The organism is Acidimicrobiia bacterium (assembly GCA_035948415.1).
Taxonomy (GTDB): Bacteria; Actinomycetota; Acidimicrobiia; order IMCC26256; family PALSA-555; genus PALSA-555.
This window is the reverse complement of record DASZJD010000042.1, coordinates 1-22,866: the sequence shown is the minus strand read 5'-3', so window position 1 is coordinate 22,866 and position 22,866 is coordinate 1. Positions and strand designations below refer to the sequence as shown.

25 protein-coding genes are annotated in these 22,866 nt (G+C 75.1%); 19 read left to right on the top strand and 6 right to left on the bottom strand.

Going from position 1 to position 22,866, the window contains the following annotated elements; all coding sequences use genetic code 11:
* From ffh to VG869_06345, 7 genes are all read left to right on the top strand, one after another.
* Positions 1-1,299: signal recognition particle protein (gene ffh, locus VG869_06375; protein ID HEV3450816.1), on the top strand; the 1,299-nt coding region annotated here is incomplete at its 5' end.
* 74 nt (positions 1,300-1,373) lie between these two features.
* Complete coding sequence (rpsP, locus tag VG869_06370) at positions 1,374-1,823, top strand: 30S ribosomal protein S16 (protein ID HEV3450815.1); 450 nt, start codon at positions 1,374-1,376, stop codon at positions 1,821-1,823.
* Positions 1,820-2,152, top strand: a complete 333-nt coding sequence (locus VG869_06365; protein HEV3450814.1) for a KH domain-containing protein — start codon at positions 1,820-1,822, stop codon at positions 2,150-2,152. Before rpsP ends, VG869_06365 begins: the two co-directional genes overlap by 4 nt.
* A gap of 11 nt (positions 2,153-2,163) precedes the next feature.
* Positions 2,164-2,640, top strand: coding sequence for a ribosome maturation factor RimM (gene rimM / locus VG869_06360; protein HEV3450813.1), 477 nt, complete (start codon positions 2,164-2,166; stop codon positions 2,638-2,640).
* Positions 2,641-2,796: 156 nt separating this feature from the next.
* On the top strand, positions 2,797-3,513 hold the full coding sequence (gene trmD / locus VG869_06355) for a tRNA (guanosine(37)-N1)-methyltransferase TrmD (protein ID HEV3450812.1): 717 nt from the start codon (positions 2,797-2,799) through the stop codon (positions 3,511-3,513).
* A gap of 50 nt (positions 3,514-3,563) precedes the next feature.
* Positions 3,564-3,908 (top strand): 50S ribosomal protein L19, encoded by a 345-nt coding sequence (gene rplS / locus VG869_06350; GenBank protein ID HEV3450811.1) that lies wholly within the window; start codon positions 3,564-3,566, stop codon positions 3,906-3,908.
* A gap of 7 nt (positions 3,909-3,915) precedes the next feature.
* The gene (locus VG869_06345) at positions 3,916-4,209 is read left to right on the top strand and encodes a DUF2469 domain-containing protein (protein ID HEV3450810.1); all 294 of its coding nucleotides are present in this window, start codon (positions 3,916-3,918) and stop codon (positions 4,207-4,209) included.
* Between the two features lie 19 nt (positions 4,210-4,228).
* On the opposite strand, the gene VG869_06340 is transcribed toward VG869_06345, so the two are convergent.
* Positions 4,229-4,474: a hypothetical protein gene (locus VG869_06340; protein HEV3450809.1), complete on the bottom strand. Its 246-nt coding sequence runs from the start codon at positions 4,472-4,474 to the stop codon at positions 4,229-4,231.
* A 127-nt stretch (positions 4,475-4,601) separates the two neighbouring features.
* Between VG869_06340 and VG869_06335 the strand changes: the two genes are divergently transcribed.
* From VG869_06335 to ispG, 11 genes are all read left to right on the top strand, one after another.
* The gene (locus tag VG869_06335; protein ID HEV3450808.1) at positions 4,602-5,402 is read left to right on the top strand and encodes an enoyl-CoA hydratase-related protein; all 801 of its coding nucleotides are present in this window, start codon (positions 4,602-4,604) and stop codon (positions 5,400-5,402) included.
* A gap of 52 nt (positions 5,403-5,454) precedes the next feature.
* Entirely contained in the window at positions 5,455-6,357 is a 903-nt protein-coding gene (locus tag VG869_06330; GenBank protein ID HEV3450807.1) for a tyrosine-type recombinase/integrase, read from the top strand.
* Between the two features lie 28 nt (positions 6,358-6,385).
* Positions 6,386-7,129, top strand: a complete 744-nt coding sequence (whiG, locus tag VG869_06325; GenBank protein HEV3450806.1) for an RNA polymerase sigma factor WhiG — start codon at positions 6,386-6,388, stop codon at positions 7,127-7,129.
* A gap of 172 nt (positions 7,130-7,301) precedes the next feature.
* Positions 7,302-8,288 (top strand): 30S ribosomal protein S2, encoded by a 987-nt coding sequence (rpsB, locus tag VG869_06320; GenBank protein HEV3450805.1) that lies wholly within the window; start codon positions 7,302-7,304, stop codon positions 8,286-8,288.
* The gene (tsf, locus tag VG869_06315; protein HEV3450804.1) at positions 8,281-9,126 is read left to right on the top strand and encodes a translation elongation factor Ts; all 846 of its coding nucleotides are present in this window, start codon (positions 8,281-8,283) and stop codon (positions 9,124-9,126) included. The genes rpsB and tsf overlap by 8 nt, the downstream gene beginning before the upstream one ends.
* 66 nt (positions 9,127-9,192) lie before the next feature.
* Complete coding sequence (gene pyrH, locus VG869_06310) at positions 9,193-9,924, top strand: UMP kinase (GenBank protein ID HEV3450803.1); 732 nt, start codon at positions 9,193-9,195, stop codon at positions 9,922-9,924.
* 28 nt (positions 9,925-9,952) lie between these two features.
* Entirely contained in the window at positions 9,953-10,510 is a 558-nt protein-coding gene (gene frr / locus VG869_06305) for a ribosome recycling factor (GenBank protein ID HEV3450802.1), read from the top strand.
* A gap of 95 nt (positions 10,511-10,605) precedes the next feature.
* A complete protein-coding gene (locus VG869_06300; GenBank protein ID HEV3450801.1) occupies positions 10,606-11,958 on the top strand; it encodes a phosphatidate cytidylyltransferase in 1,353 nt (450 codons plus the stop codon).
* On the top strand, positions 11,958-13,100 hold the full coding sequence (gene dxr / locus VG869_06295; protein ID HEV3450800.1) for a 1-deoxy-D-xylulose-5-phosphate reductoisomerase: 1,143 nt from the start codon (positions 11,958-11,960) through the stop codon (positions 13,098-13,100). Before VG869_06300 ends, dxr begins: the two co-directional genes overlap by 1 nt.
* Positions 13,097-14,320, top strand: a complete 1,224-nt coding sequence (locus VG869_06290) for a M50 family metallopeptidase (GenBank protein ID HEV3450799.1) — start codon at positions 13,097-13,099, stop codon at positions 14,318-14,320. Before dxr ends, VG869_06290 begins: the two co-directional genes overlap by 4 nt.
* 70 nt (positions 14,321-14,390) lie before the next feature.
* Entirely contained in the window at positions 14,391-15,596 is a 1,206-nt protein-coding gene (gene ispG / locus VG869_06285; GenBank protein HEV3450798.1) for a flavodoxin-dependent (E)-4-hydroxy-3-methylbut-2-enyl-diphosphate synthase, read from the top strand.
* Positions 15,597-15,600: 4 nt separating this feature from the next.
* Here the strand turns inward: ispG and VG869_06280 are convergent, their stop codons facing one another.
* From VG869_06280 to VG869_06260, 5 genes are read right to left on the bottom strand one after another with little or no spacing between them, the layout of a single operon-like run.
* Complete coding sequence (locus VG869_06280) at positions 15,601-16,365, bottom strand: glutamine amidotransferase (GenBank protein HEV3450797.1); 765 nt, start codon at positions 16,363-16,365, stop codon at positions 15,601-15,603.
* Positions 16,362-17,606 (bottom strand): MurT ligase domain-containing protein, encoded by a 1,245-nt coding sequence (locus VG869_06275; protein HEV3450796.1) that lies wholly within the window; start codon positions 17,604-17,606, stop codon positions 16,362-16,364. The genes VG869_06280 and VG869_06275 overlap by 4 nt, the downstream gene beginning before the upstream one ends.
* Positions 17,591-18,358, bottom strand: coding sequence for a class I SAM-dependent methyltransferase (locus tag VG869_06270; GenBank protein ID HEV3450795.1), 768 nt, complete (start codon positions 18,356-18,358; stop codon positions 17,591-17,593). The genes VG869_06275 and VG869_06270 overlap by 16 nt, the downstream gene beginning before the upstream one ends.
* A gap of 41 nt (positions 18,359-18,399) precedes the next feature.
* Positions 18,400-19,071 carry a phosphoadenylyl-sulfate reductase gene (locus VG869_06265; protein ID HEV3450794.1) on the bottom strand — a complete coding sequence of 224 codons (672 nt, stop codon included), beginning with the start codon at positions 19,069-19,071 and terminating at the stop codon, positions 18,400-18,402.
* Positions 19,068-20,840, bottom strand: a complete 1,773-nt coding sequence (locus VG869_06260; GenBank protein HEV3450793.1) for a nitrite/sulfite reductase — start codon at positions 20,838-20,840, stop codon at positions 19,068-19,070. The genes VG869_06265 and VG869_06260 overlap by 4 nt, the downstream gene beginning before the upstream one ends.
* A gap of 311 nt (positions 20,841-21,151) precedes the next feature.
* Here VG869_06260 and VG869_06255 point away from each other — a divergent pair.
* On the top strand, positions 21,152-22,866 hold a 1,715-nt coding region (locus VG869_06255), incomplete at its 3' end, for a proline--tRNA ligase (protein ID HEV3450792.1).

The window sequence follows — 22,866 nt, the reverse complement described above, 5'->3', positions numbered from 1 at the left end:
GACCGCTTCGAGGGGATCTTCCGCCGGCTCCGCAGCCGCGGGCGGCTGAGCGAGACCGACGTCGACGAGGTCGCGCGCGAGATCCGGTTGGCGCTGCTCGAGGCCGACGTCAACGTGCGGGTCGTGAAGGCGTTCGTCGGGCGCCTGAAGGAGCGCGCCACCGGCGCCGAGGTGGCCGAGAGCCTCAGCCCCGCGCAGCAGGTCATCAAGATCGTGCACGAGGAGCTGGCCCGCACCCTCGGCGGCGACAGCGGCGCGGTGGCGACACCGTCGTCGCCGCCGGCCGTGGTGCTGCTCGTCGGGCTCCAGGGCTCGGGCAAGACCACGGTGGCGGCCAAGCTGGCCCGACACCTCGAGGCCCAGGGCCGCCGCGCCCTGCTCGTCGCCGCCGACCTGCAGCGTCCCGCCGCCGTCGAGCAGCTGCGGGTCCTCGGCGAGCGGGTCCACGTGCCCGTCTCGTCGTCGGGTGCGGACCCGGTCGCGGTCGCCCGGGCCGGGGTGCGCGAGGCCGAGCGCCTCGGCCGCACCGTCGTCGTCATCGACACCGCCGGCCGGCTCCAGGTCGACGACGCCCTCATGGACGAGCTGCGGCGCGTCGTCGACGCGGTGCGGCCCAGCGACACGCTGCTCACCCTCGACGCCATGACGGGCCAGGAGGCGGTGGCCGTCGCGGCCGAGTTCGCGGCGCGGGTCCCGGTGACCGGCGTCGTGCTCACGAAGCTCGACGGCGACGCCCGCGGCGGCGCCGCGCTGTCCGTGAAGGAGGTCACCGGCCTCCCCATCCTCTTCGCCGGCGTCGGCGAGCAGCTCGACGCCTTCGAGGCGTTCCACCCCGAGCGGATGGCGAGCCGCATCCTCGGCATGGGCGACGTCCTCACCCTGATCGAGAAGGCCGAGGCCGTCTTCGACGCCGAGCAGGTCGAGGCCGCGGAGGCGAAGCTGCGCGCCGGGCGCTTCACGCTCGAAGACTTCCTCGAGCAGATGCGCCAGATGCGGAAGATGGGGCCGCTCCAGAGCGTGGTCGGGATGCTGCCCGGCGTCCCGAAGGAGCTCCGGGACGCCGAGCTCGACGAGGGCGAGCTGGCGCGCGTCGAGGCGATCATCTGCTCGATGACCCCCCGCGAGCGCCTCGAGCCGTCGATCATCAACGGCTCGCGCCGGCATCGCATCGCCGCGGGGAGCGGCACCAGCACCCAGGCCGTGAACGCGCTCCTGAAGCAGTTCAAGATGGTGCAGCAGCTCATGCGCACCATGACCGGCGGCAAGGGGCGTCGCCGGCTCCCGCTGCCGGGCCGCTGAGCACGGGGCCGGATCCCCCGGCGCGGCGCCCGTTCGCTACCCTCGCGGTCCCCGCACGAAAGGGCGCGCCGTCCATGGCCGTCAAGATCCGCCTCCTGCGCGTCGGCAAGACCAAGCAGCCGAGCTACCGCATCGTCGTCGCCGACGGCCGCTCGCCCCGCGACGGGCGGATCATCGAGACCATCGGCCACTACGGGCCCCGGGCCGACCCGTCCCGGGTCGAGATCGACGGCGACCGGGCGCTGGCCTGGCTGCGCCAGGGCGCCCAGCCCACCGAGCCGGTCCAGAAGCTCCTGACCGTCGCCGGGGTGTGGGGCACCTTCGAGGCCGAGAAGCGGGGCCCGATCGTCACGAAGCTGAACCGGCGCGGGTTCAAGACCGGCCGGGCGCCGAAGCCCACCCCCGCCCCCGAGGCCCCGACCGCCCCCGCGCCCGCGGCGACCGAGGCGGCGCCCCCCGCCCCGGCGGCCGCCGCCGAGCCGGAGCCGGAGGCGGCCGCGCCGCCGCCCGAGGAGGGCGCGTGAGCGACGAGCACCCCGACTTCGACGAGGGCTACGACGACGACGAGGACGACTTCGAGGACGAGATCGCCGGCGAGGGCAACCGGATCGTCGGCGGGAAGGCCAAGGCCGTCGTCGAGTACGTCGCCCGGTACCTCGCCGAGGAGCCCGACGCGGTGGACGTCGACCTCGAGGAGCGGCGGGGCGAGATCGTGCTGCTCGTGCACGCCAGCCCGTCCGACATGGGCCGGCTCATCGGCCGGCGCGGCCGCGTCGTGCAGGCCCTCCGGCAGCTGACCCGGGCCGCGAGCACGGCCGAGGGCGTGCGCGCCACGGTCGACATCGCCGAGTAGCGGTCGGGCGCGTGGCCGCCCGCCCCGACCGCCTCGAGGTCGGCCGCGTCGGCCGGCCCCACGGGCTCGGCGGGGAGGTCGCGGTCACGTTCACGAGCGACCGCGCCGAGCGCCACGCCGCCGGCGCCGTCCTCTACCTCGACGACCAGGAGCTCGTCGTCGAGACCGCCCGCCCCCACCAGGGGCGCTGGCTCATCCGCTTCGCCGGCGTGACCGACCGGGACGCCGCGGCGCGGCTGCGCGGCGGACGGCTGGTCGCCGACCGGATCGCCGGCGAGCCCGACGAGTGGTGGGCCCACGAGCTCATCGGGTCCGAGGTCGTCGACGTCGCCGGGCGGGCCCACGGCCGGGTGGTGGCGCTCCAGGCCAACCCGGCCCACGACCTCCTCGTGCTCGAGGACGGCGCCCTCGTCCCGGTGGTCTTCGTCGTCGAGCGCGGGGAGGGGCGGATCGTCGTCGACCCGCCGGCGGGGCTCCTCGAGCCCTGACCCGGGGCGAGGGGCCCGGCCCGGCCCGTCGCCTACATTCGGGTGCACGTCGTCGGCCCGAAGGCAGCTCCCCGCCGCTCCCGCCGAGCGAGCCGCGGCGCCCGCCCCGTCGCCGGCGCACCGCCCCGGGCGACCCTCGAGCTGACCCCGCCGACCGTGCGCATCGACGTCTTCACCCTCTTCCCCGAGTACTTCGCCGGCCCCCTCGGCACCGCCCTCCTGGCCCGGGCCGCCGCCGCCGGCACCCTCGACGTGCGGCTCCACGACCCCCGCCGGTTCGCCGACGACCCCCACCGCAGCGTCGACGACACCCCCTTCGGGGGCGGCGCCGGCATGGTGCTCCGCCCCGAGCCCCTCTTCGCCGCCGTCGAGGCCGCCGACCCCGTCCGCCCCCTCTTCCTCCTCGGCCCCGGCGGGCGGCCCCTCGACCAGGCCCGGGCCCGGGCGCTCGCCGACGGCCCCGGCTTCTCGCTCCTCTGCGGGCGGTACGAGGGCGTCGACGAGCGGGTCGCCGAGCACCTCTGCGACGAGGAGCTCTCGATCGGCGACTACGTGCTCGGCGGCGGGGAGGCCGCCGCCCTCGTCGTCATCGAGGCCGTGGCCCGGCTCGTCCCCGGCGTGGTCGGCAACGACGCCTCCTGCCGCCACGAGTCCTTCGCCGCCGGCCTCCTCGAGGAGCCCCAGTACACGCGGCCGGCCGAGTTCCGGGGCTGGGCCGTCCCGGCCGTGCTCCGGTCCGGGGACCACGCCCGGATCGCCCGCTGGCGGGCGGCCCAGGCCCTCCGCCGGACCCTGGCCCGGCGCCCGGACCTGCTCCGGGGCCGGGCGCTGACCCCCGAGGAGCAGGCCCTGCTGGAGGAGCCCGACGACTGACCGGCCGGTACGATGGCCCGCCCCACCCCCGAAAGCGCGAAGAGCCCGCCATGAACGCCACCGACCTCGTCGACCGCGCCCACCTCCGCGACGACCGGCCCGCCTTCGCGCCCGGGGACACCGTGAAGGTGTCCGTCCGGGTGGTCGAGGGCAACCGGGAGCGGATCCAGATGTTCCAGGGCGTCGTGATCCGCCGGAAGGGCAGCGGGGTCCGGGAGACCTTCACCGTCCGCAAGGTGAGCTTCGGCGTCGGCGTCGAGCGCACCTTCCCGCTGCACTCGCCGATCGTCGCCAAGATCGAGGTGACGACGCGGGGTGACGTCCGGCGGGCGAAGCTCTACTACCTGCGCGACCGGGTCGGGAAGGCGGCCAAGGTCAAGGAGAAGCGGGTCTAAGCCAGCGATGAGCGCCGAGGACCTCGAGCGGTACGAGACCGAGATCGAGCTCCAGCTCTACCGGGAGTACCGCGACGTGCTCCCGATGTTCGCCTACGTCATCGAGACCGAGCGCCGCTTCTACCTCGCCAACGGCGTGAACCTCCAGGTCCACGACGACCACGGCCAGCCCTACTTCGAGCTCGAGCTCACCGACGCCTGGGTGTGGGACATGTACCGGCCGGCCCGGTTCGTGAACAACGTCCGCGTCGTGACCTTCAAGGACGTGAACGTCGAGGAGCTCGGCACGAAGGACCTGTAACGCCCGGCGCCGCCGGGCGTCAGGTCCGCGCGGACCGGCCGCCGGCCGCGCCGCGCCGACCGGGCCGGGACGCCCGGCCCCAGCAGGCGGTGTGCCAGTGGCGGCGATCCTCGACCGCCCCGCTCGGCACGACCACGACGTGGCCGGTGCCGGGCCCGATGGGGTGGTCGCAGCCGGGGCAGCGGTACGTCTTCGTGGCCTGGTAGGGCTGCACCCGACGGACCTCGACGTCGCCGTCGTCGCTCACGAAGTGGTGCGCGGCCATCAGCCGAGCGCGGCCCAGGCGACGAGCGCGGCGATCACCACCAGCGCGGCGGCGACGATCACGACGTCGCTGCGCCGCTTCACGCGCGTCCGGAACGGGTTGTAGCCCACGGGGATACGGTACCCAGGTGGAGACGCTGCGCTTCGAGCGCGACGAGCGCGGCGTCGCGACGCTGACCTTCGACCGGCCCGAGAAGAAGAACGCGATCAGCCCGGCGATGTGGGCCGAGCTGGTCGACGTGCTCGACACCGTCGAGGACGACCGGGACACCCGGGTCCTCGTGCTCACCGGCGCCGGCGACGCCTTCACGTCGGGCGCGGACCTGGACCCCGGCGGGCTCGGCGACATCGCCGACGGCGGCGTCGGCGGGCTCGGCCGCGCCGTCCGCTCCATGCGGATCGTCGGCCGGGCCGCGCTGCGGCTCCACGAGCTCCACACCCCGACCATCGCGGCGGTGAACGGGGTCACCGCCGGCGCCGGGTGCAACCTCGCCCTCGGCTGCGACCTCATCGTCGCCGCCGACACGGCGCGGTTCTCGGAGATCTTCGCCCGCCGGGGCCTGGCCCTCGACGCCGGGGGCTCGTGGCTGCTCCCGCGGCTGGTCGGGCTGCACCGGGCCAAGCAGCTCGCCTTCCTCGCCGACATCGTCTCGGCCAAGGAGGCGGAGCAGCTCGGCCTCGTGAACTGGGTCGTGCCCGCCGGGGAGCTGCCGGCGTTCGTCGCCGACCTGGCCGGCCGCATCGCAGCCCAGCCCCCGGTGCAGGTGCAGATGATCAAGCGGCAGCTCAACCAGTCGTTCTCGGTGTCGATGGCCGAGGCCCTCGAGTTCGAGGACCTCGTGCAGGCGGCCAACTTCGGGTCCCGTGACACCGCCGAGGCGATGCGGGCCTTCCTCGAGCGGCGCGAGCCCCGGTTCACCGGCGAGTGAGGCGGCGGCGGCCACCGCCGGTGCGTGTGGCGGGTGGGGCTAGCGTTGCGGCATGGCCTGGGACGTCGAGGGCCTCGTCGCCTCGCTCGCCGGGCGTAGCGAGCACACGCGCCGGGCCTACGAGCACGACGCGCGCGAGTTCGTGGCCTGGGCCGACCGCGGCGGCTGCCCCGACCCGGCCGGCCTGGACCGGCGGACCCTCCGCCGCTACCTCGCCTACCTCGAGACCCGCGGCTTCGCCCGCCGCTCGGTCGCCCGCAAGGCCGCGGCGGTGCGGGCCCTCGTGGCCCAGCTGCGCCGGGACGGCCGCCTCGCCGCCGACCCCGGCCGGTCGCTCCGCACCCCGAAGGGCGACGTGCGCCTGCCCCGGGTCCCGAGCGCGGCCGACGCCGCCGCCCTCCTCGACGCCGCCGCCGACGACGCCGCCGCCCCGGTCGACGACCCGGTGGTCGCCGCGCTCGCCGGCCGCGACGTCGCCCTCCTCGAGCTCCTCTACGGGGCGGGGCTGCGGGTGAGCGAGGCCTGCGGGCTCACGCTCGGCGGCTGCGACCTCGACCGGGGCCTCGTCAGCGTGCTCGGCAAGCGGGCCAAGACCCGCCGGGTCCCCATCGGGGTGCCGGCGCGCGCCGCCCTCGCCGCCTACCTCGAGACCGGCCGCCCCGTCCTCGCCATCCCCGACAGCCCGGACCGCGTGTTCCTCAGCCGTCGCGGCCGCGCCTGCTCCCCCCGCGACGCCCACCGGGTCGTGGCCGCCCACCCGCTGCGCGACGGGCGCACCACGCACCCGCACGCGCTGCGGCACGCCTACGCCACCCACCTCCTCGACGGGGGCGCCGACCTGCGGGCGGTCCAGGAGCTGCTCGGCCACGCCGACCTCGCCACGACCCAGCTCTACACGCACCTGAGCCAGGACCGACTCCGGGCCGTCTACGCCGCCACGCACCCCCGTGCCTGAGACCGACGCCGCCCTCGTCGTCACCGAGCTGTGGGGCGACTACAAGCGCGACGGCACCCACGACGCGCGCGAGCGCCTGATCCTCCACTACTCGCCGCTGGTGAAGTTCGTGGCGGGCCGCGTCGCCGCCGGTCTGCCCCAGAACATCGAGCAGTCCGACCTCGTCAGCTACGGGATCTTCGGGCTCATCGACGCCATCGACAAGTTCGACCCCGCGCGCGGCTTCAAGTTCGAGACCTACGCCATCAGCCGCATCAAGGGCGCGATCATCGACGAGCTGCGCTCGATCGACTGGGTGCCCCGGTCGGTGCGGGCCAAGGCCCGGGCCGTCGAGCGGGCCTACTCGAAGCTCGAGAACGAGCTCCGCCGCAGCCCCGAGGACAAGGAGGTGGCGGCCGAGCTCGACATGAACGAGGACGACCTGAACCACCTCCTCTCGCAGGTGTCGTTCACCGGCCTCGTCGCCCTCGACGAGCTCCTCGGCCGCCAGCAGGCCAGCGAGGGCGGCGGGTCGGCGACCGTCGGCGACACCATCGCCGACCGGGCCCACGACCCGGTCGAGGCGTTCGAGGTCGACGAGATGAAGCACCTCCTCGCCGACGCCATCAACCGGATGCCCGACCGCGAGCGGCTCGTGCTCACCCTCTACTACTACGAGGGGCTCACGCTGGCCGAGATCGGCTCCATCCTCGGCGTGACCGAGAGCCGGGTGTGCCAGATCCACACCAAGGCCATCCTCCAGCTGCGCGGCCGGCTCTCCGAGCCCGCCTGAGCGCCCGGCGGCGCCGGAAGGGCCCGCCGCTACACTCGCCTCGACCCGGATCCGTCCGGGATCACGCACGCCCGCCGCCGCTTCCGGTCGCCCGGCCTCGCCCGGGCGCAGGCGGGCGGAGGACCAACCGAGGGCAACCGAAGGAGGCGTCGTGGCCGACGCCGTCGTCACGATGAAGCAGCTGCTGGAGGCCGGCGTCCACTTCGGACACCAGACCCGCCGCTGGAACCCGAAGATGCGCCGCTTCATCTTCGGGGAGCGCAACGGCATCTACATCATCGACCTCCAGCAGACCCTCGAGCGCATCGACACCGCCTACCGGTTCATCCGCAAGACGGTGGAGGACGGCGGGATCGTGCTGTTCGTCGGCACGAAGAAGCAGGCCCAGGAGCCGATCCAGCGCCAGGCCGAGCGCAGCGGCATGCCGTTCGTGAACTACCGGTGGCTCGGCGGCATGCTCACGAACTTCCAGACCGTGCACTCGCGGGTCGCCAAGCTGCACGAGCTCGAGCGGATGGTCGCGTCGGGCGAGACCGAGCAGATGCTGAAGAAGGAGGGCCTGAAGGTCACGCGCGAGCGGGACAAGCTCCAGCGCAACCTCGGCGGCATCCGACGGCTCGAGCGCCTGCCCGACGCCGTCTTCGTGATCGACACCAAGAAGGAGCACATCGCGGTCACCGAGGCCAACCGCCTCGGCGTCCCCGTCGTCGCGGTGGTGGACACCAACTGCGACCCGGACGTCATCGACTACGTCATCCCCGGCAACGACGACGCCATCCGCTCGGCCAACCTCATGAGCCGGATCGTCGCCGACGCCGTGCAGGAGGGCCGGTTCCTCGCCGAGCGCAAGGGCGTGACCGCGCCGAGCGCGGCGCCGGAGCCGGCGCGCCCGGTGCCGCCGCCGCTGGACGCCGAGCAGCAGCAGCGGGCCCGCGACGCCGCCGCCGCGGCGCAGCGCGAGCGCGAGGCCCGCCTGGCCCAGCGCGGCGCCGATGCCGGCGAGGGTGCCGACCGCGGCGACGGCGGGGACACCGGGGACACCGGGGACACCAGCGACGGCGGTGCCGGCGCGGACGGTGGGGACGCCGGCGGCGAGCCCGCGGCCGAGCCGCCGAGCCCGCCCGCGGACAGCGCGGCCGTGGCGGCGCCCGATGGCTGAGATCACCGCCGCCGACGTCGCCGCGCTCCGCAAGCAGACCGGCGCCGGGATGCTCGACTGCAAGCGGGCGCTCACCGAGTGCGCCGGCGACCAGGAGGCGGCGAAGGACTGGCTGCGGGCCAAGGGCCTCGCCGGCGCGGGGAAGCGGGCCGGGCGCGCCGCCGAGGAGGGCGGGGTCGAGGTGCTCGTCCGCGACGGGGTCGGCGCCATCGTCGAGCTCACCGCCGAGACCGACTTCGTGGCCAAGAGCGCCGAGTTCACGCGCACCGTCGAGGCCCTGGCGACGGTCGCGGTCGACGCCGGCACCGCCGAGCTCGCGGCCCTGGCCTTCGAGGGCACCACGGTCGAGGACCACGTCACCCAGCTGGCGGCCCGCCTCGGGGAGCACGTCGTCGTCGGCCGGGTCGTGGTGTTCGAGACCAGCGACGGGCTGCTCGACGGCTACAAGCACCCGCAGTTCGACCGGTACACGATCGGCGTGCTCGTCGAGCTCGGCGGCGTCGACCGCGACGACCCGAAGGCCCGGGCGGTGGCGCACGACGTGGCGCTGCACGTGGCCTCGGCGGCGCCCCGGTACCGGACCCGCGACGAGGTCCCGGCCGAGGTGGTCGAGCGGGAGCGGGCCGTGCTCGAGGAGCGCACCCGCAACGAGGGCAAGCCCGACGCCGCGGTGCCGAAGATCGTCGAGGGGCGCCTGAACGCCTTCTACAAGGAGACGGTCCTGGTCGAGCAGGCCTTCGTGCGGGAGCCGAAGCAGACCGTGGGCGACCTCGTCGCCGGGCTCGGGCCGGACGCGGCCGTCCGCCGGTTCGCGCGCGTCAAGATCGGCGAGGACTAGAACTGCCGGGAGCCGGCCCGGCGGCCCCCAGGCCGCCGCCGGTCCCGCCGGGACGAAGGAGCGAACGTGGCCGAGAGCCGCTACGCCCGGGCGGTGCTGAAGCTCTCGGGCGAGGCGTTCGCCGAGACCAAGACCGGCTACGGGATCGACGCCGCGGTGGTGCAGCGCATCGCCGAGGAGGTCGCCGGCGCCCGGGCCGAGCTTGGGGTGGAGCTGGCCGTCGTGGTCGGCGGCGGCAACATCTGGCGGGGCATGAGCGGCGCCACCCGCGGCATGGACCGCGCCCGCGCCGACTACATGGGCATGCTCGCCACGGTCATCAACGCCTTGGCCCTCCAGGACGCGCTCGAGGCGATGGGGCAGCCGACCCGGGTGCAGACCGCGATCGCGATGGCCCAGGTCGCCGAGCCGTTCATCCCGCTGCGGGCCATCCGACACCTCGAGAAGGGCCGCGTCGTCGTGTTCGCGGCCGGCACCGGCAACCCGTACTTCACGACCGACACCACCGCCGCGCTCCGGGCCGCCGAGATCGGCGCCGAGGCGATCCTGAAGGGCACCCACTCCGGGGTCGACGGCGTCTACTCGGCCGACCCGCTCCAGCACCCCGACGCCGTGAAGCTGCCGGAGGTGAGCCACTTCGAGGTCCTGAACCGGCGCCTGGCGGTCATGGACTCGACCGCGATCACGTTCTGCATGGACAACGGCCTGCCGATCATCGTCTTCGACGTCATGGAGCCGGGCAACATCCGCAGGGCGCTGGTCGGCGAGCCGATCGGCACCCTCGTGAGCACGGCGTGAGCCGACGATGAGCGCCGAGGGCGACGAGATGCGCGAGCTCGTGATCGAGGAGGGTCGCGAGAAGATGCGCAAGGCGGTCGAGCACCTGAAGGGCGAGTTCGGCGCCGTGCGCACCGGCCGGGCCACCCCGACGCTCGTCGACAAGCTGAAGGTCGACTACTACGGGACCGAGACCGCGCTCCAGCAGCTGGCCGGCTTCAGCGTCCCCGAGCCTCGGGTCCTCGTGATCAGCCCCTACGACAAGTCGTCGATGAAGGCGATCGAGCGCGCCATCCAGGGCAGCGACCTCGGGATCACCCCGAGCAACGACGGCGTCGTCATCCGCCTCGTCTTCCCCGAGCTCACCCAGGACCGGCGCCGCGAGCTGGTGAAGGTGGTGAAGCACCGGGCCGAGGAGGCCCGGGTGGCGGTGCGGAACGTCCGCCGGCAGGCCCGCCACGACCTCGAGGGCCTGGCCCGGGACGGGGACCTGTCCGAGAACGACCTGAAGCGGGCCGAGGACGCCCTCGAGAAGCACACGAAGGCCGTCGTCGCCGAGGTGGACCAGCTCCTGGCCAAGAAGGAGCAGGAGCTCCTCGAGGTCTGACGCCGGGCCCGGCCCCGGCTCCCGCGGCCCGGCCCCGGGAGGTCTAGCCTTGGCGCCCACGCCGGGACCGGCGTGGCTGGTGTGAGGGGAGTGGCGTGTCCGACTGGCGGGACGACGAACTCGAGGAGGACTGGGGCCAGCGGCCCTCGGGGGAGGGCGTCCGGGTCCACGGGCCCGACCCGAGCCCGCCCCGCCGGCCCGGGGGCCGGTTCTCGCTGCCCGGCGACGACGCCAGCTGGTCCGCGGGCGACGAGCCCGGCGAGGGCGAGACCGGCGGCTCGTCGCGGCTGCCGCACTGGACCGACCCGCCCACCGGCGAGGTGCCCCGGGCCCTCGGCGGCGACAACGCCGACGACGACTTCGAGACCTGGTCCTCGCTGACCGGTCCGGGCCGGCCCCGGTTCCGCACCGACAGCAGCAGCGACTGGAACGTGGGCGACTTCGCCGAGGGCGAGCTCCACGACGACAGCACGATGATCGGCGCCCTCGCCGAGGACGACGAGCAGGCGTGGGGCCCGCCGGCCCGCGGCCGCCAGCGCCGCGGCCGGCCCCAGCGCGGGGCCCGCCGCGACGAGACCGGCGGCCTCGAGGGGCCCCCGACCGGCGAGCGGACCCAGCGCTTCGACCAGGCCCCCGACGGCGACCTCTCGACCCGGGTCGTCACCGGCGTGATCATGGCCGTCATCGCCCTCGCCGCGTTCGCGGCGGGGCGGCCGGTGGCGGTCTTCCTCGTCATGGTCGTCGTGGGCGTGTGCGCCTTCGAGCTCCTCGAGTCGTTCCGGCGCGCCGGCTACCACCCGGCGACGGTCATGGCGCTCCTCGCCTCGGTCCTCATCGTCCCGCTCGCGTACAACAAGGGCGTCGAGGCCTACCCGCTGGTGTCGGTGCTCGTCATCACCTTCACGCTGCTCTGGTACCTCTTCGAGGTCGTCCGGCAGCGCCCGAGCGTCAACGTCGGGCTCACGCTGCTCGTGTTCGGGTACGTCGGGATCCTCGGCGGCTTCGCGGGGCTGCTCCTCCAGTCCGACCCCGGCGGCACCGGCCTGCTCGGCGGCGTGATCATCTGCGCCGTCGGCGCCGACGTCGTCGGCTACTTCGCGGGCCGGAACTTCGGGACCACGCCGCTGCTGCCGCGCATCTCGCCCCACAAGACCGTCGAGGGCCTCGTCGCCGGCGGCGTCGCGGCGGTGATCCTCGGCGCCTTCGTCGGCGGGGTGCTCCACCCCTGGGCCGACAAGGGGGTCGGCGCCGGCCTGGCGCTCGGGCTGATCGTCGCCGTCACCGCGCCCCTCGGCGACCTCGTCGAGTCGATGTTCAAGCGCGACCTGGCGGTGAAGGACCTCGGCGGGTTCCTCCCCGGCCACGGCGGCTTCCTCGACCGCTTCGACGCCCTGCTCTTCGCCCTCCCTGCCTCCTACTACCTGGCGTACTACCTGTTCACGCACTGATGACGCGCGTCGCGGTGCTGGGGTCGACCGGCTCGGTCGGCACCCAGGCCCTCGAGGTCATCCGCGGCCGCCGGGACCGGTACGAGGTCGTCGCCCTCGCCGCCGGCCGCAACGTCGACCTGCTGGCGGCCCAGGCGGCCGAGTTCGGGGTGCCGCCGTCCCGGGCCCGGTCCTGCGCCGACGACCCGGCCGCGCTCGCCGCGCTCGCCGCCGACCCCGACGTGGACGTGGTCCTGAACGCGGTGGTCGGGTTCGCGGGCCTGCCCGCCACCATCGGCGCCCTCGAGGCGGGGAAGCGGCTGGCGCTCGCCAACAAGGAGAGCCTCATCGCCGGGGGCCCGGTCGTGCGCGCGGCCCGTCGGCGCGGCGGCGGCGAGATCGTCCCGGTCGACTCGGAGCACTCCGCCCTCTACCAGGCGCTGCGGGCCGGCACCCGCGCCGAGGTCCGGCGCCTGCTGCTCACCGCCAGCGGCGGCCCGTTCCGGGGCCGGACCCGATCCGAGCTCGAGCACGTCACCGTGGAGGACGCGCTGAAGCACCCGACGTGGGACATGGGCGCCAAGATCACGATCGACTCCTCGACGCTCATGAACAAGGGCCTCGAGGTGATCGAGGCCCACGAGCTCTTCGACGTCGACTTCGACCGCATCGACGTCGTCGTGCACCCCCAGTCGGTCGTGCACGGGATGGTCGAGTTCACCGACGGCGCCGTCGTCGCCCAGCTGTCGATGCCCGACATGCGCCTGCCGATCGGGCTGGCCCTCGGCGCCCCCGACCGCCTCGACGAGCCCTTCGGGGCCGTGGACTGGGCCACCCTCGGGTCGCTCACCTTCGAGCCCCCCGACGTCGACGCGTTCCCCGCCCTCGCCCTCGCCTACGCCGCCGGCCGGGCCGGCGGCGGCGCCCCCGCGGCCCTGAGCGCGGCCAACGAGGTCGCGGTGGCGGCGTTCCTCGACCGGCGCATCCCCTGGCTCGCCATCGCCGAGGTCCTGGCCGCCGCCCTCGAGCCGGCGGCCGGGAACGTCGCCGACGTCGCCGACGTTCTTGCCGTGGACCGGGCCGCGCGCGCCCGGGCCGAGCACGTCGTCGAGCGGATCGAGGAGTCGCACGTGGCCCACGGGACGAGGAGCCCCGCGGCGTGAAGGACCCCTTCGAGGACACCGGCGTCGACGTCACCCGCCGCGGCGCCACGGCCACGCTGCTGGTCGTGCTCGTCGGTCTGGCCGTGCTCTTCGTGGCCCGGCCGTCGGCGCGCTACACGATGGCGATCATCGTCGGCATCGTGGCGATGGTCGTGCTCCACGAGGCCGGGCACTACCTCGTCGCCAAGCGCGCCGGCATGAAGGTCACGGAGTTCTTCGTCGGCTTCGGCCCGCGCCTGTGGTCGTTCCGCCGCGGCGAGACCGAGTACGGCGTGAAGGCGGTCCTGCTCGGCGGCTACGTGCGCGTCATCGGCATGACGAACCTCGAGGAGGTGGACCCCGCCGACGAGCCGCGCACGTTCCGGCGGGCCTCCTACCGCGACCGGCTCGCCCTCACCGTCGCCGGCGTGACCGTCAACATCCTGCTCGCGCTGCTCCTGTTCTTCGTGGTCATCGCCGGGCAGGGCCGGCTGCCGGTGGGACCGAACACCACCGTGTCGGCCGTCGTGGCGCACAGCGCGGCGTCGAGCGCCGGCATCCGCGGCGGGGACCGCATCGTTGCCGTGGACGGCGCGCCCACGAGGGACTGGAACGCGCTGAAGCGCGCCATCGAGGCCCACGGCGGGGTCAGCACCACGTTCACGGTCGACCGGGGCCACCAGCTCGTGACGCTGCGCGCCACGCCGGGCCGCCAGGCCGGCAAGGGCTTCCTCGGGGTCGGACCCGGCGAGCAGTACCGGGCGGTCGGCGTCCTCGGCGCGGTGCCGGAGTCGTTCCGCTCCGTCGGCGACCTGACCGTCGGGACCGCGAAGGCGGTCGGTCGGCTCGTGTCCCCGTCCGGCGTCGCCCGCTACAGCAAGAACTTCACGACCAGCACCCCGGCGACGTCCGGCTCGGCCGCGAACGACCGCCCGGTCTCGATCATCGGGATCGTCGACCAGGGCAGCCGGCTCGTGAACGGGAACGTGTGGGCGCTGCTCTGGCTGCTCGGCGGGATCAGCCTCATCCTCGCCCTCTTCAACCTGCTGCCGGTGCTGCCCTTCGACGGCGGGCACGCCGCCGTCGTCGTGTACGAGTGGGCGGCCTCGAAGGTGCAGCGGCGCGAGGTGCGGGTCGACTTCCGCAAGCTCATGCCGGTGACCGCCGTCGTCCTCGTCGCGCTCCTCACGCTCAGCCTCTCGGCCGCGTTCCTCGACGTGCGCCAGGCCTTCGGCAGCTGATCCGGGTCTGCACGGGATCTCCACCGGCTCGGCGTGAGCCGCGATCGGGTGGGGCCGTAGGCTGGCGCACGTGCAGCCGCGTCGCGTGACCCGCCAGGTGCACGTCGGGCCGGTGGCGGTCGGCGGCGACGCGCCCATCTCGGTCCAGTCGATGACGACGACGAAGACCGCCGACGTCGACGGGACGCTGGCCCAGATCTACGCCCTCGCCGGCGCCGGCTGCGACATCGTGCGCTGCACCTGCAACGAGGAGGCGGCGGCCGAGGGGCTGGCCCAGATCGTGCCCCGCTCGCCGGTGCCGATCGTCGCCGACGTCCACTTCCAGTACCGGCTGGCGCTCGCCGCCATCGAGGCCGGCGTGCAGGCGCTGCGCCTGAACCCGGGGAACATCCGCAAGCCCGACCAGATCAAGGCCGTCGCCCTCGCCGCCAAGGACCGCGGCCTGCCGATCCGGATCGGGGTGAACGCGGGGAGCCTCGACCCCGAGCTCGCCGCCCGCCACGGGGGCGCCACCCCCGAGGCGCTCGTGGCCAGCGCCACGCGCGAGCTCGACTACTTCCGCGAGGTCGACTTCGACGACGTGAAGATCTCGGTGAAGGCCTCGAGCGTCCCGGTGATGATCGACGCCTACCGCCTGCTCTCGGAGACCCTCGACCACCCGCTGCACCTCGGCGTCACCGAGGCCGGCCCGCCCCCGGCCGGGGTCGTGAAGTCCACCGCCGGGATCGGCACCCTGCTCGCCGAGGGGATCGGCGACACGATCCGCTACTCGCTCACCGCCGACCCGGTCGAGGAGGCCCGCGCCGGGCGCACCCTCCTCGAGGCCCTCGGGCTGCGCGAGCGCCAGGGCCTCGACCTCATCGCCTGCCCGTCGTGCGGCCGGGCCGAGATCGACGTGATCGGCGTGGCGAGGGAGGCCCAGCAGGCCCTCGAGGCCCGGAACCTGCCGCTGCAGGTGGCGGTGATGGGCTGCGTGGTGAACGGGCCGGGCGAGGCGCGAGGCGCCGACCTCGGGATCGCCGCCGGCCGCGGCAAGGGGCACCTGTTCGTGCGCGGCACCGTGGTGCGCGTCGTCCCCGAGGCCGAGATGGTCACCGCCCTCGTCGAGGAGGCCGAGCGCATCGTCGAGGAGGGCATCGAGGCCCGCCTCGCCGACGCCGACGCCGACGCCGAGGCGATCGCGGCCGCCGACCGCGAGCAGCTCGTCGAGCTGCGCGGCCCCGACGTGAACCACGCCCAGGAGCGCATCGAGCGGATCCGCGAGCTGACCGACTAGGCGGTCAGCCCCGGGCCAGGAGCCGCTCCTGCCACCAGCGGCGGACGCCCCGAGCCGAGCCGGCCCGGAGCCGGTCGGCGTGCAGCCGCTCCTCGAGGCGGGCGTCGAGCGGCGCCAACGCGCCGTCGCCGCCGACCGCGACGCCCAGCAGGTAGTCGGCGAGGGCCGGGTTGCGGGGCAGCACCGGCCCGTGCAGGTAGGTGCCGACGACGCGGCCCGCGAGCGCGCCCTCCACGCCGGCGCCGTCACCGTTGCCGCCGCCGGTCACGACGCGCCCGAGCGGGGCCACCCCGGGTCCGAGCGTCGTGCGGCCCCAGTGGTTCTCGAACCCGGTGAGCCGCGGCAGCGGCGGCGTCGGGTCGACGACGACCTCGCCGATGAGCCGGGTCGGCCCGGCGCGGGTGTCGAGGTCGACGAGGCCGATGCCCTCGAGCTCGGTCCCGTCGGCGGCGACGTAGCGGTGGCCGACGAGCTGGAAGCCCCCGCACACCGCGAGGACGACGGCGCCGCCGGCGACGGCCCGCGCGATCGCCGGCCGCGAGGCGCGGAGGCCGGCGCTGGCGAGGTGCATCGGGTCGTCCTCGCCGCCGCCGAGCAGGTAGACGTCGAGCGAGTCGGGGACCGGCGCGCCGGCCGGGACCTCGACGAGCTCGGCGGGGATCCCGCGCCAGCGGGCCCGCTGCACGAGCACCACCGCGTTGCCCCGGTCGCCGTAGGTGCCGAGGAGCTCGGGGAACACGAACCCGACCCGCAGCGTCGACTCGGTCATCGTCGACCCCCGTACCGGCGGTAGAGGGCGGAGAACGGCGTGTACGAGCACACGAGGTGCACGGTCGGGCCCGGCAGCGCGCGCGCCGCCGCGACCGGGTCGGGCTCGACGACGTGCTCGACCTCGGCGTACCGGAGGCGCACGGCGACATCGAGGCACCGCTCGCCGGCGGCGGCGACGGCGTGGCCGCGCAGCAGCTCGTAGGGGACGTCCCACAGCCACGACGGGTCCTTGCCGTCGGCGACGCGCGCGTTCACCGCGATGACGACGGCGCTGTCGGTGTCGGCGAGGTAGCGCAGGACCTCGCTCCACCCGGCCGGGTTCTTCGCCAGCAGCACGCGGGCGGTGCGGCCGTCGCCGAGGGGCACGGCCATGTAGCGGCCCGCCACCGTGGTCACGGCGGCGAGCGCGGACGCGGCGGCGGCCGGCGCCACGTCGAAGTGCGTGGCCGCGGTCACGGCCAGCCCGGCGTTGGCGACGTTCCAGCGGCCCGGCACCGCCAGGCGCAGCGGGACCCGCTCGTCGCCGAGGACGAGGGCGTCGCCGTCGAGGCGGTTCTCGGTCTCGGGCTGCGCGAAGCCGCACGCGGGGCAGCGGAACCGGTCGTGGTCCCAGCCGAGCAGCGCGCCGCAGCGCGGGCACGTCGCCGCGTCCTGGCGCCAGGCGAGGCCGAGCTCGACCCACGTGACCCGCGCCGGGCTGGCCGCCCACACGACGTGCGGGTCGGAGGCGTTCGCGACGACGGCCAGGTCCGGGTGCGCCGTGGTGGCGGCGCGCCACGCGTCGGCGACGAGGTGCACCTCGCCGTAGCGGTCGAGCTGGTCGCGGCTCAGGTTGCCGAGGACGAGCAGCTCGGCGGCGAGCGGGTCGACGACGCGGGGCAGGACGCGCTCGTCGACCTCGAGCACGGCGGTGTCGGCGTCGGGCGCCCGCGCCAGCGTCGGCGCGAGGCCCGACGTCAGGTTGGCGCCGGTCGAGTTCGTGGTGACGACGCGGTCGTCGGTGGCGAGCGCGGCGGCGAGGAACCGGGTGGTCGTGGTCTTCCCGTTCGTCGCCGAGACCAGGGCCGTGCGCTTGCCGGCGGCCAGCTCGGCCAGCGCGCCCGGGGCGAGCCGGTTCAGGACCCGGCCGCTGATCGTCGCGCCGGCGCCCCGCCCCGTCGCCCGCGACAGCCAGCCGGCGAGCCGGCCGGCGGCGACGCCGAGCCGGGTGCGCGGCGAGCGGCTCACCGGCGCTCGCACCAGTAGGCGTCGACCCGGTACGGGATGGCGAGCTCGGGTCGCCCGGCGGTGTCCGGGTGGCGGGCGAGCACGGCCGCGATCTCGTCGAGCAGGGCGCGGCGCTCGGCGTCCGGGAGCGCGGCGACGTGGCTCACCGACGCGAAGCGGTCGAGGATTCCGTCGGGGGTGACGCGCTGCTCGTGCCGGAACGTCGCCGTGTGCAGGGGCCCGAACCCGGGTCGGCTCCCGAGGGCGCTCTGGCTCCACCGCTCGTGGTCACGCCACGGCGCCTTCCGCTCCACCCGGTCCATCATCGACCACAGCGCGTCGACCCAGCCCACGGTGCGGTCGCGCGCGTTCCACACCAGGCCGACACGCCCGCCGGGCCGGAGTACGCGCGCCAGCTCGGCGAAGGCGGCGTCGGCGTCGAACCAGTGGAAGGCCTGCGCCACCGTCACCGCGTCGACGGCGCCGCCGGCGAGCGGCAGCGCCTCGGCGGTGCCGGCCACGACCGCGACCGCCGGCAGCGCGGCGCGCAGGACCCGCCGCATGCCCGCCACCGGCTCGACCGCGAGCGTCCACGCGCCGGTGGGGGTGAGGAGGCGGGTCAGCTTCCCGGTGCCGGCGGCCAGGTCGACGAGGACCCGGCCGGGCCCGAGGCGCAGCGATCGAGTCAGCCACGCCACCGCGTCCGGCGGGTAGGACGGGCGGGCCCGCTCGTAGGCGTCGGCCCCGGCGCCGAAGCCGGCGGCGGCGACGTCGTGGACGGGCATGCCCCGATGTTGACATCCGTCGGTGTCGGGGGGACGCCGGATCAGGCGTGGAGGCCGCACTCCAGCTTGTCGAGGCCGGCCCACCGGCCCGCCCGCGCGTCCTCGCCGTCGGCGACGGGGCGGGTGCAGGGCCAGCACCCGATCGAGGCGTAGCCCCGCTCGCGCAGCGGGTGCTCGGGGAGGGAGCGGTCGTCGGCGTACCGGGCCACGTCGGCCTCGGTCCACGTCGCGAGCGGGTTCACCTTCACGATGCCGCGGCCGACGTCGTAGCCGACGATCGGCGCCTGGGCCCGGGTGGCGGCCTCGTCGCGCCGCAGCCCGGTCATCCAGGCCGTGCGTCCCGACAGCGCCTTCGCCATCGGGACCACCTTGCGGGCGACGCAGCACCCGTCGGGGTCGTCGAGCCAGCGGTCGTCGGGCTCGATGTCGGGCCCGACGACCCGCAGGTTCAGGTCGTAGCGGCGCCGCACCGCCTCCACGTACCACAGCGTCTCGGCGAAGTGGTACTGGGTGTCGAGGAACACGACGTCGACGTCGGGCGCGACCTGGACCGCCAGGTCGATGAGCACGCAGTCCTGGAACGAGGAGGCCAGCACCAGGCCGTCGCCGAAGCGCTCGGCCGCCCACTCGATGGCGGCGGTGGCGGGCTTGCGCTCGAGCGACGCGGACACCGCCGCCAGCTCGCGCAGGTCGGGGAGGTCGCGGTCGTTCATGTGATGCACTCGCCCTGGCCGACGTCGGCCGTGTAGGGCCCGGTCTCGTCGAAGTCCACGTAGAACTCGGGGCGCTGGTCCGGGTCGGGGAACTCGTCGAGGTCGCGCAGGCCCGCGCCCACCTCGGCGGCGCCGCCGGACCGGGCCAGCCAGTCGGCGAAGGCCTCGCCCGCCTGCCGCTCGCCGGCGAAGCGGCCCACGACGCGCACGACCGCCTCCGACGCCGCCTTCGCCGGCAGCTTCACCGCCTTGCCCCCGAACTCGATGGCCATCTGCCCGACGTGGCCGCCGAGCAGCATCTGGTAGCCGGGCGCCGACCGGCCGTGGGCGCGACGCTCGAGGCCGAAGAAGCCGATGTCGGAGATGTGGTGCTGCCCGCAGCTGTTCGTGCAGCCCGAGATGTTCACCCGGACCCCGCCGACGTCGGCCAGGCCGGCGTCCTCGAGGGCCCGGTCGATGTCGTCGGCCAGGCCGCGGGACTGGGTAACGGCGAGGTTGCAGGTGTCGGCGCCGGGGCAGGCGACGACGTCGCGGGCCAGCTCCGCCCCCGGCGACGCCATGCCGATGGCGCCGAGCCGGGCGTAGAGGAGGGGCAGCTGGTCCTCGCCGAGGTCGCGGAACACGAGGTTCTGGCGGTTCGTGATCCGCACGTCGGCGTCGAGCTGGCGCTGCAGGTCGGCGAGGGCCCGGAACTGGTCGCTCGTGATGTCACCGAGCCGGCAGTGCGCGTACGCGCTCACCGTCCCGTTGGCGCGGCCGCGCACCACGTTGGCGAGCTCCCAGGCGCGGTACGGGTCGACGCCGCGCAGCTCCACCGGGGCGCCGGCGTCGGGGGTGGTCGCCGTCCCGGCCGGCTCGTCGCCGCCCTCGGCGACGGGCGCGGGCACGCCGCCCGGGTAGGTCGCGGAGGCGATGAGGAACCGCCGCTCCTTCACGATGCGCTCGCGCAGCTCCTCGACGCCCATCGTGTCGACGAGCCACTTCATCCGGGCCCGCAGCTTGTTGTCCCGGTTCCCGTGGTGGTCCTGGACCCGCAGGATCGCCTCGATGGTCGGCAGGAGGTCCTCGCGCGACGTGAACTCCTCGAGGGCCTGGGCCGGGTGCGGGTTGGCGCCGAGGCCGCCGGCGAAGAACACGCGGAACCCGGGCTCGACGGTGCCGTCGGGCCGAGGCCGGTTCACGGCGATGACGCCGACGTCGTTGAACATGGCCTGGCCGCAGTCGGTGGCGCAGCCCGAGAAGTTGATCTTGAACTTGCGCGGCAGCCGCTGCGCGATCGGGTTGCGGAGGAACAGGTCGGTGGTGGCCTGCGCCCACGGGGTGATGTCGAGCACCTCGAAGGGGCAGGCCCCGGCGAGGTGGCAGCCGGCCACGTTGCGGACGGTGTCGCCGCAGGCCTCGCGGCTGGTGAGCCCGGCGGCGGCGAGGTCGCGGAGCGCCGCCGGCACCTGCTCGAGGGGCACGAAGTGCAGCTGCACGTTCTGGCGCGTGGTGAGGTGGCCCCAGCCGCGCGAGTACTCGTCGGCGATGTGCCCGAACATGTCGAGCTGGTCGGCGGTGACCCGACCGTGCGGCACCTTCACCCGGAGCATCTGCTGGTGGCCGCCTTGGCGCTGGCCGTAGACGCCCTGGTTGAGGCGGAAGACCCGGAAGGCCTCGTCGTCGATCTCGCCCGCGAGGTAGCGGGCGACGGCGTCCTCGAAGCGGTCGAGCTCGGCCGCGACGACCGGGTCCAGGCGGCGAGTCCGAAGTTCGGCGACGTCGATCATGGCGTGACCTCGAAGGAGGGAGGGAAGGGGCCGCGTCGGAGGGACGGGCCGGGGCGAGCGCGGGGCCGGTCAGGCGGCGCGGCACGCCGAGCGATGACGACACATCTCGTCGTGCAGCTCGTGGGGGGTGCGGCCCATCGAGATGCTCGCGGCGCCTCTCGCTCGAATCACTACCGCCAGTGTAAGGAATTGGGGCCGAAAATGCCAGCGGCGAAGTCAGCAATTTCGGGGCGGGCCCGGCCGGGGCCTCGGTCGCCCCCGGGCCCGATTTCCGGCGCCGCCGCCGGGCGCCGCCGGTAGCCTCCGGGCCAGTGTCCGGCGTGAGGATGTCGCAGCTCTTCCTGCGCACCTTGCGGGACGACCCCGCCGACGCCGAGACCGACGGCCACCGGCTCCTGCTCCGGGCGGGGTGCATCCGGCGGGTCGCCAGCGGCGTGTACGCCTGGCTGCCCCTCGGGCGGCGGGTGCTGGCCCGGGTCGAGCGCATCGTCCGGGAGGAGATGGACGGGATCGGGGCCCAGGAGGTCACGCTCCCGATCATCCAGCCCCTCGAGCTCTGGGCCCGGTCCGGCCGTGACGCCGCCTACGGGCCGCTGATGTTCCGGCTCCACGACCGCAAGGAGACCGGCTTCGTCCTGGCGCCCACCGCCGAGGAGGCGGCCACCGCCCTCGTCGCCGGCGAGTACGCCAGCTACCGGGACCTGCCCGTGACCCTCTACCAGATCAACTGGAAGTACCGCGACGAGCTGCGGCCCCGGTTCGGGCTGCTGCGCGCCCGCGAGTTCCTGATGAAGGACGCCTACTCGTTCCACACCGACGTCGAGGACCTCAAGCGCACCTACCAAGACATGTACGACGCCTACGGCCGGATCTTCACCCGGTGCGACCTCGTCTTCCGGCCCGTCGAGGCCCAGGCCGGCGAGATGGGCGGGACCACGAACCACGAGTTCATGGCCGTCGCCGCCGTCGGCGAGGACGACTTCGTGTGGTGCCCGCGCTGCGAGTACGCCGCCAACGTCGAGGCGGCCCGCCGCCGGCCGCCGCCCCGCCACGACGGACCGGTCGACGCGCCGGCGATGCGGCCCGTCGACACCCCGGGCATGCCCGGGATCGCGCCCGTCGCCCGCCACCTCGGCGTCCCCGAGTCCGGCCTCCTGAAGTGCATCGTGTTCGAGATCGGCGGGGCGGGCGGCCCCCAGCTCGGCGCCGCGCTGGTGCCCGGCGACCGGGAGGTGAGCGAGGCGGCGCTGGCCCAGGCGGTAGCCCCCCGCCCGGTGCGGGTCCTCACCGAGGAGGACTTCGCCGCCCACCCCGAGCTGGCCCGCGGCTACCTGGGCCCCCACCACCCCGCGTTCGAGGTGGTGATCGCCGACCCGTCGGTGGCCGCCGACCACGCCTGGGTGACGGGAGCCAACGAGCCCGACCGCCACGTGCGCGACGCCGTCGCCGGCCGTGACTTCCGCGTCGACGAGTGGGCCGACCTCGTGGTCGTCACCCCCGGCGACCCCTGCCCCCGGTGCGGCGCGCCGCTGGCGATCGACCGCGGCATCGAGGTCGGCCACGTGTTCCAGCTCGGCACGAAGTACCCCGAGGCCCTCGACGCCCGGTACCAGGACGACGCCGGCGCGCAGCACCCGATGGTGATGGGCTGCTACGGCGCCGGCGTCTCGCGCATCGTCGCCGCCGTCGCCGAGCAGCACCACGACGACGTCGGGCTGGCCTGGCCCGCGGCGCTGGCGCCGTTCGCCGTCCACCTCGTGGCGCTCCCAGGCCGGGGGGACGCCGCGGCGCGGGTCATCGCCGCCGCCGACCGGCTCTACGACGCGCTCGTCGCCGCCGGCGTCGAGGTGCTCTACGACGACCGGGACGTCAGCCCCGGCGTGAAGTTCGCCGACGCCGACCTCCTCGGCATGCCCGTCCGCCTCACCGTCGGGGCCAAGAGCGTCGGGCGCGGCGTCGCCGAGCGGCGGGTTCGGGCCACCGGCGTCGAGGACGAGCTGGCCCTCGACGCCGTCGTCGCCGCCCT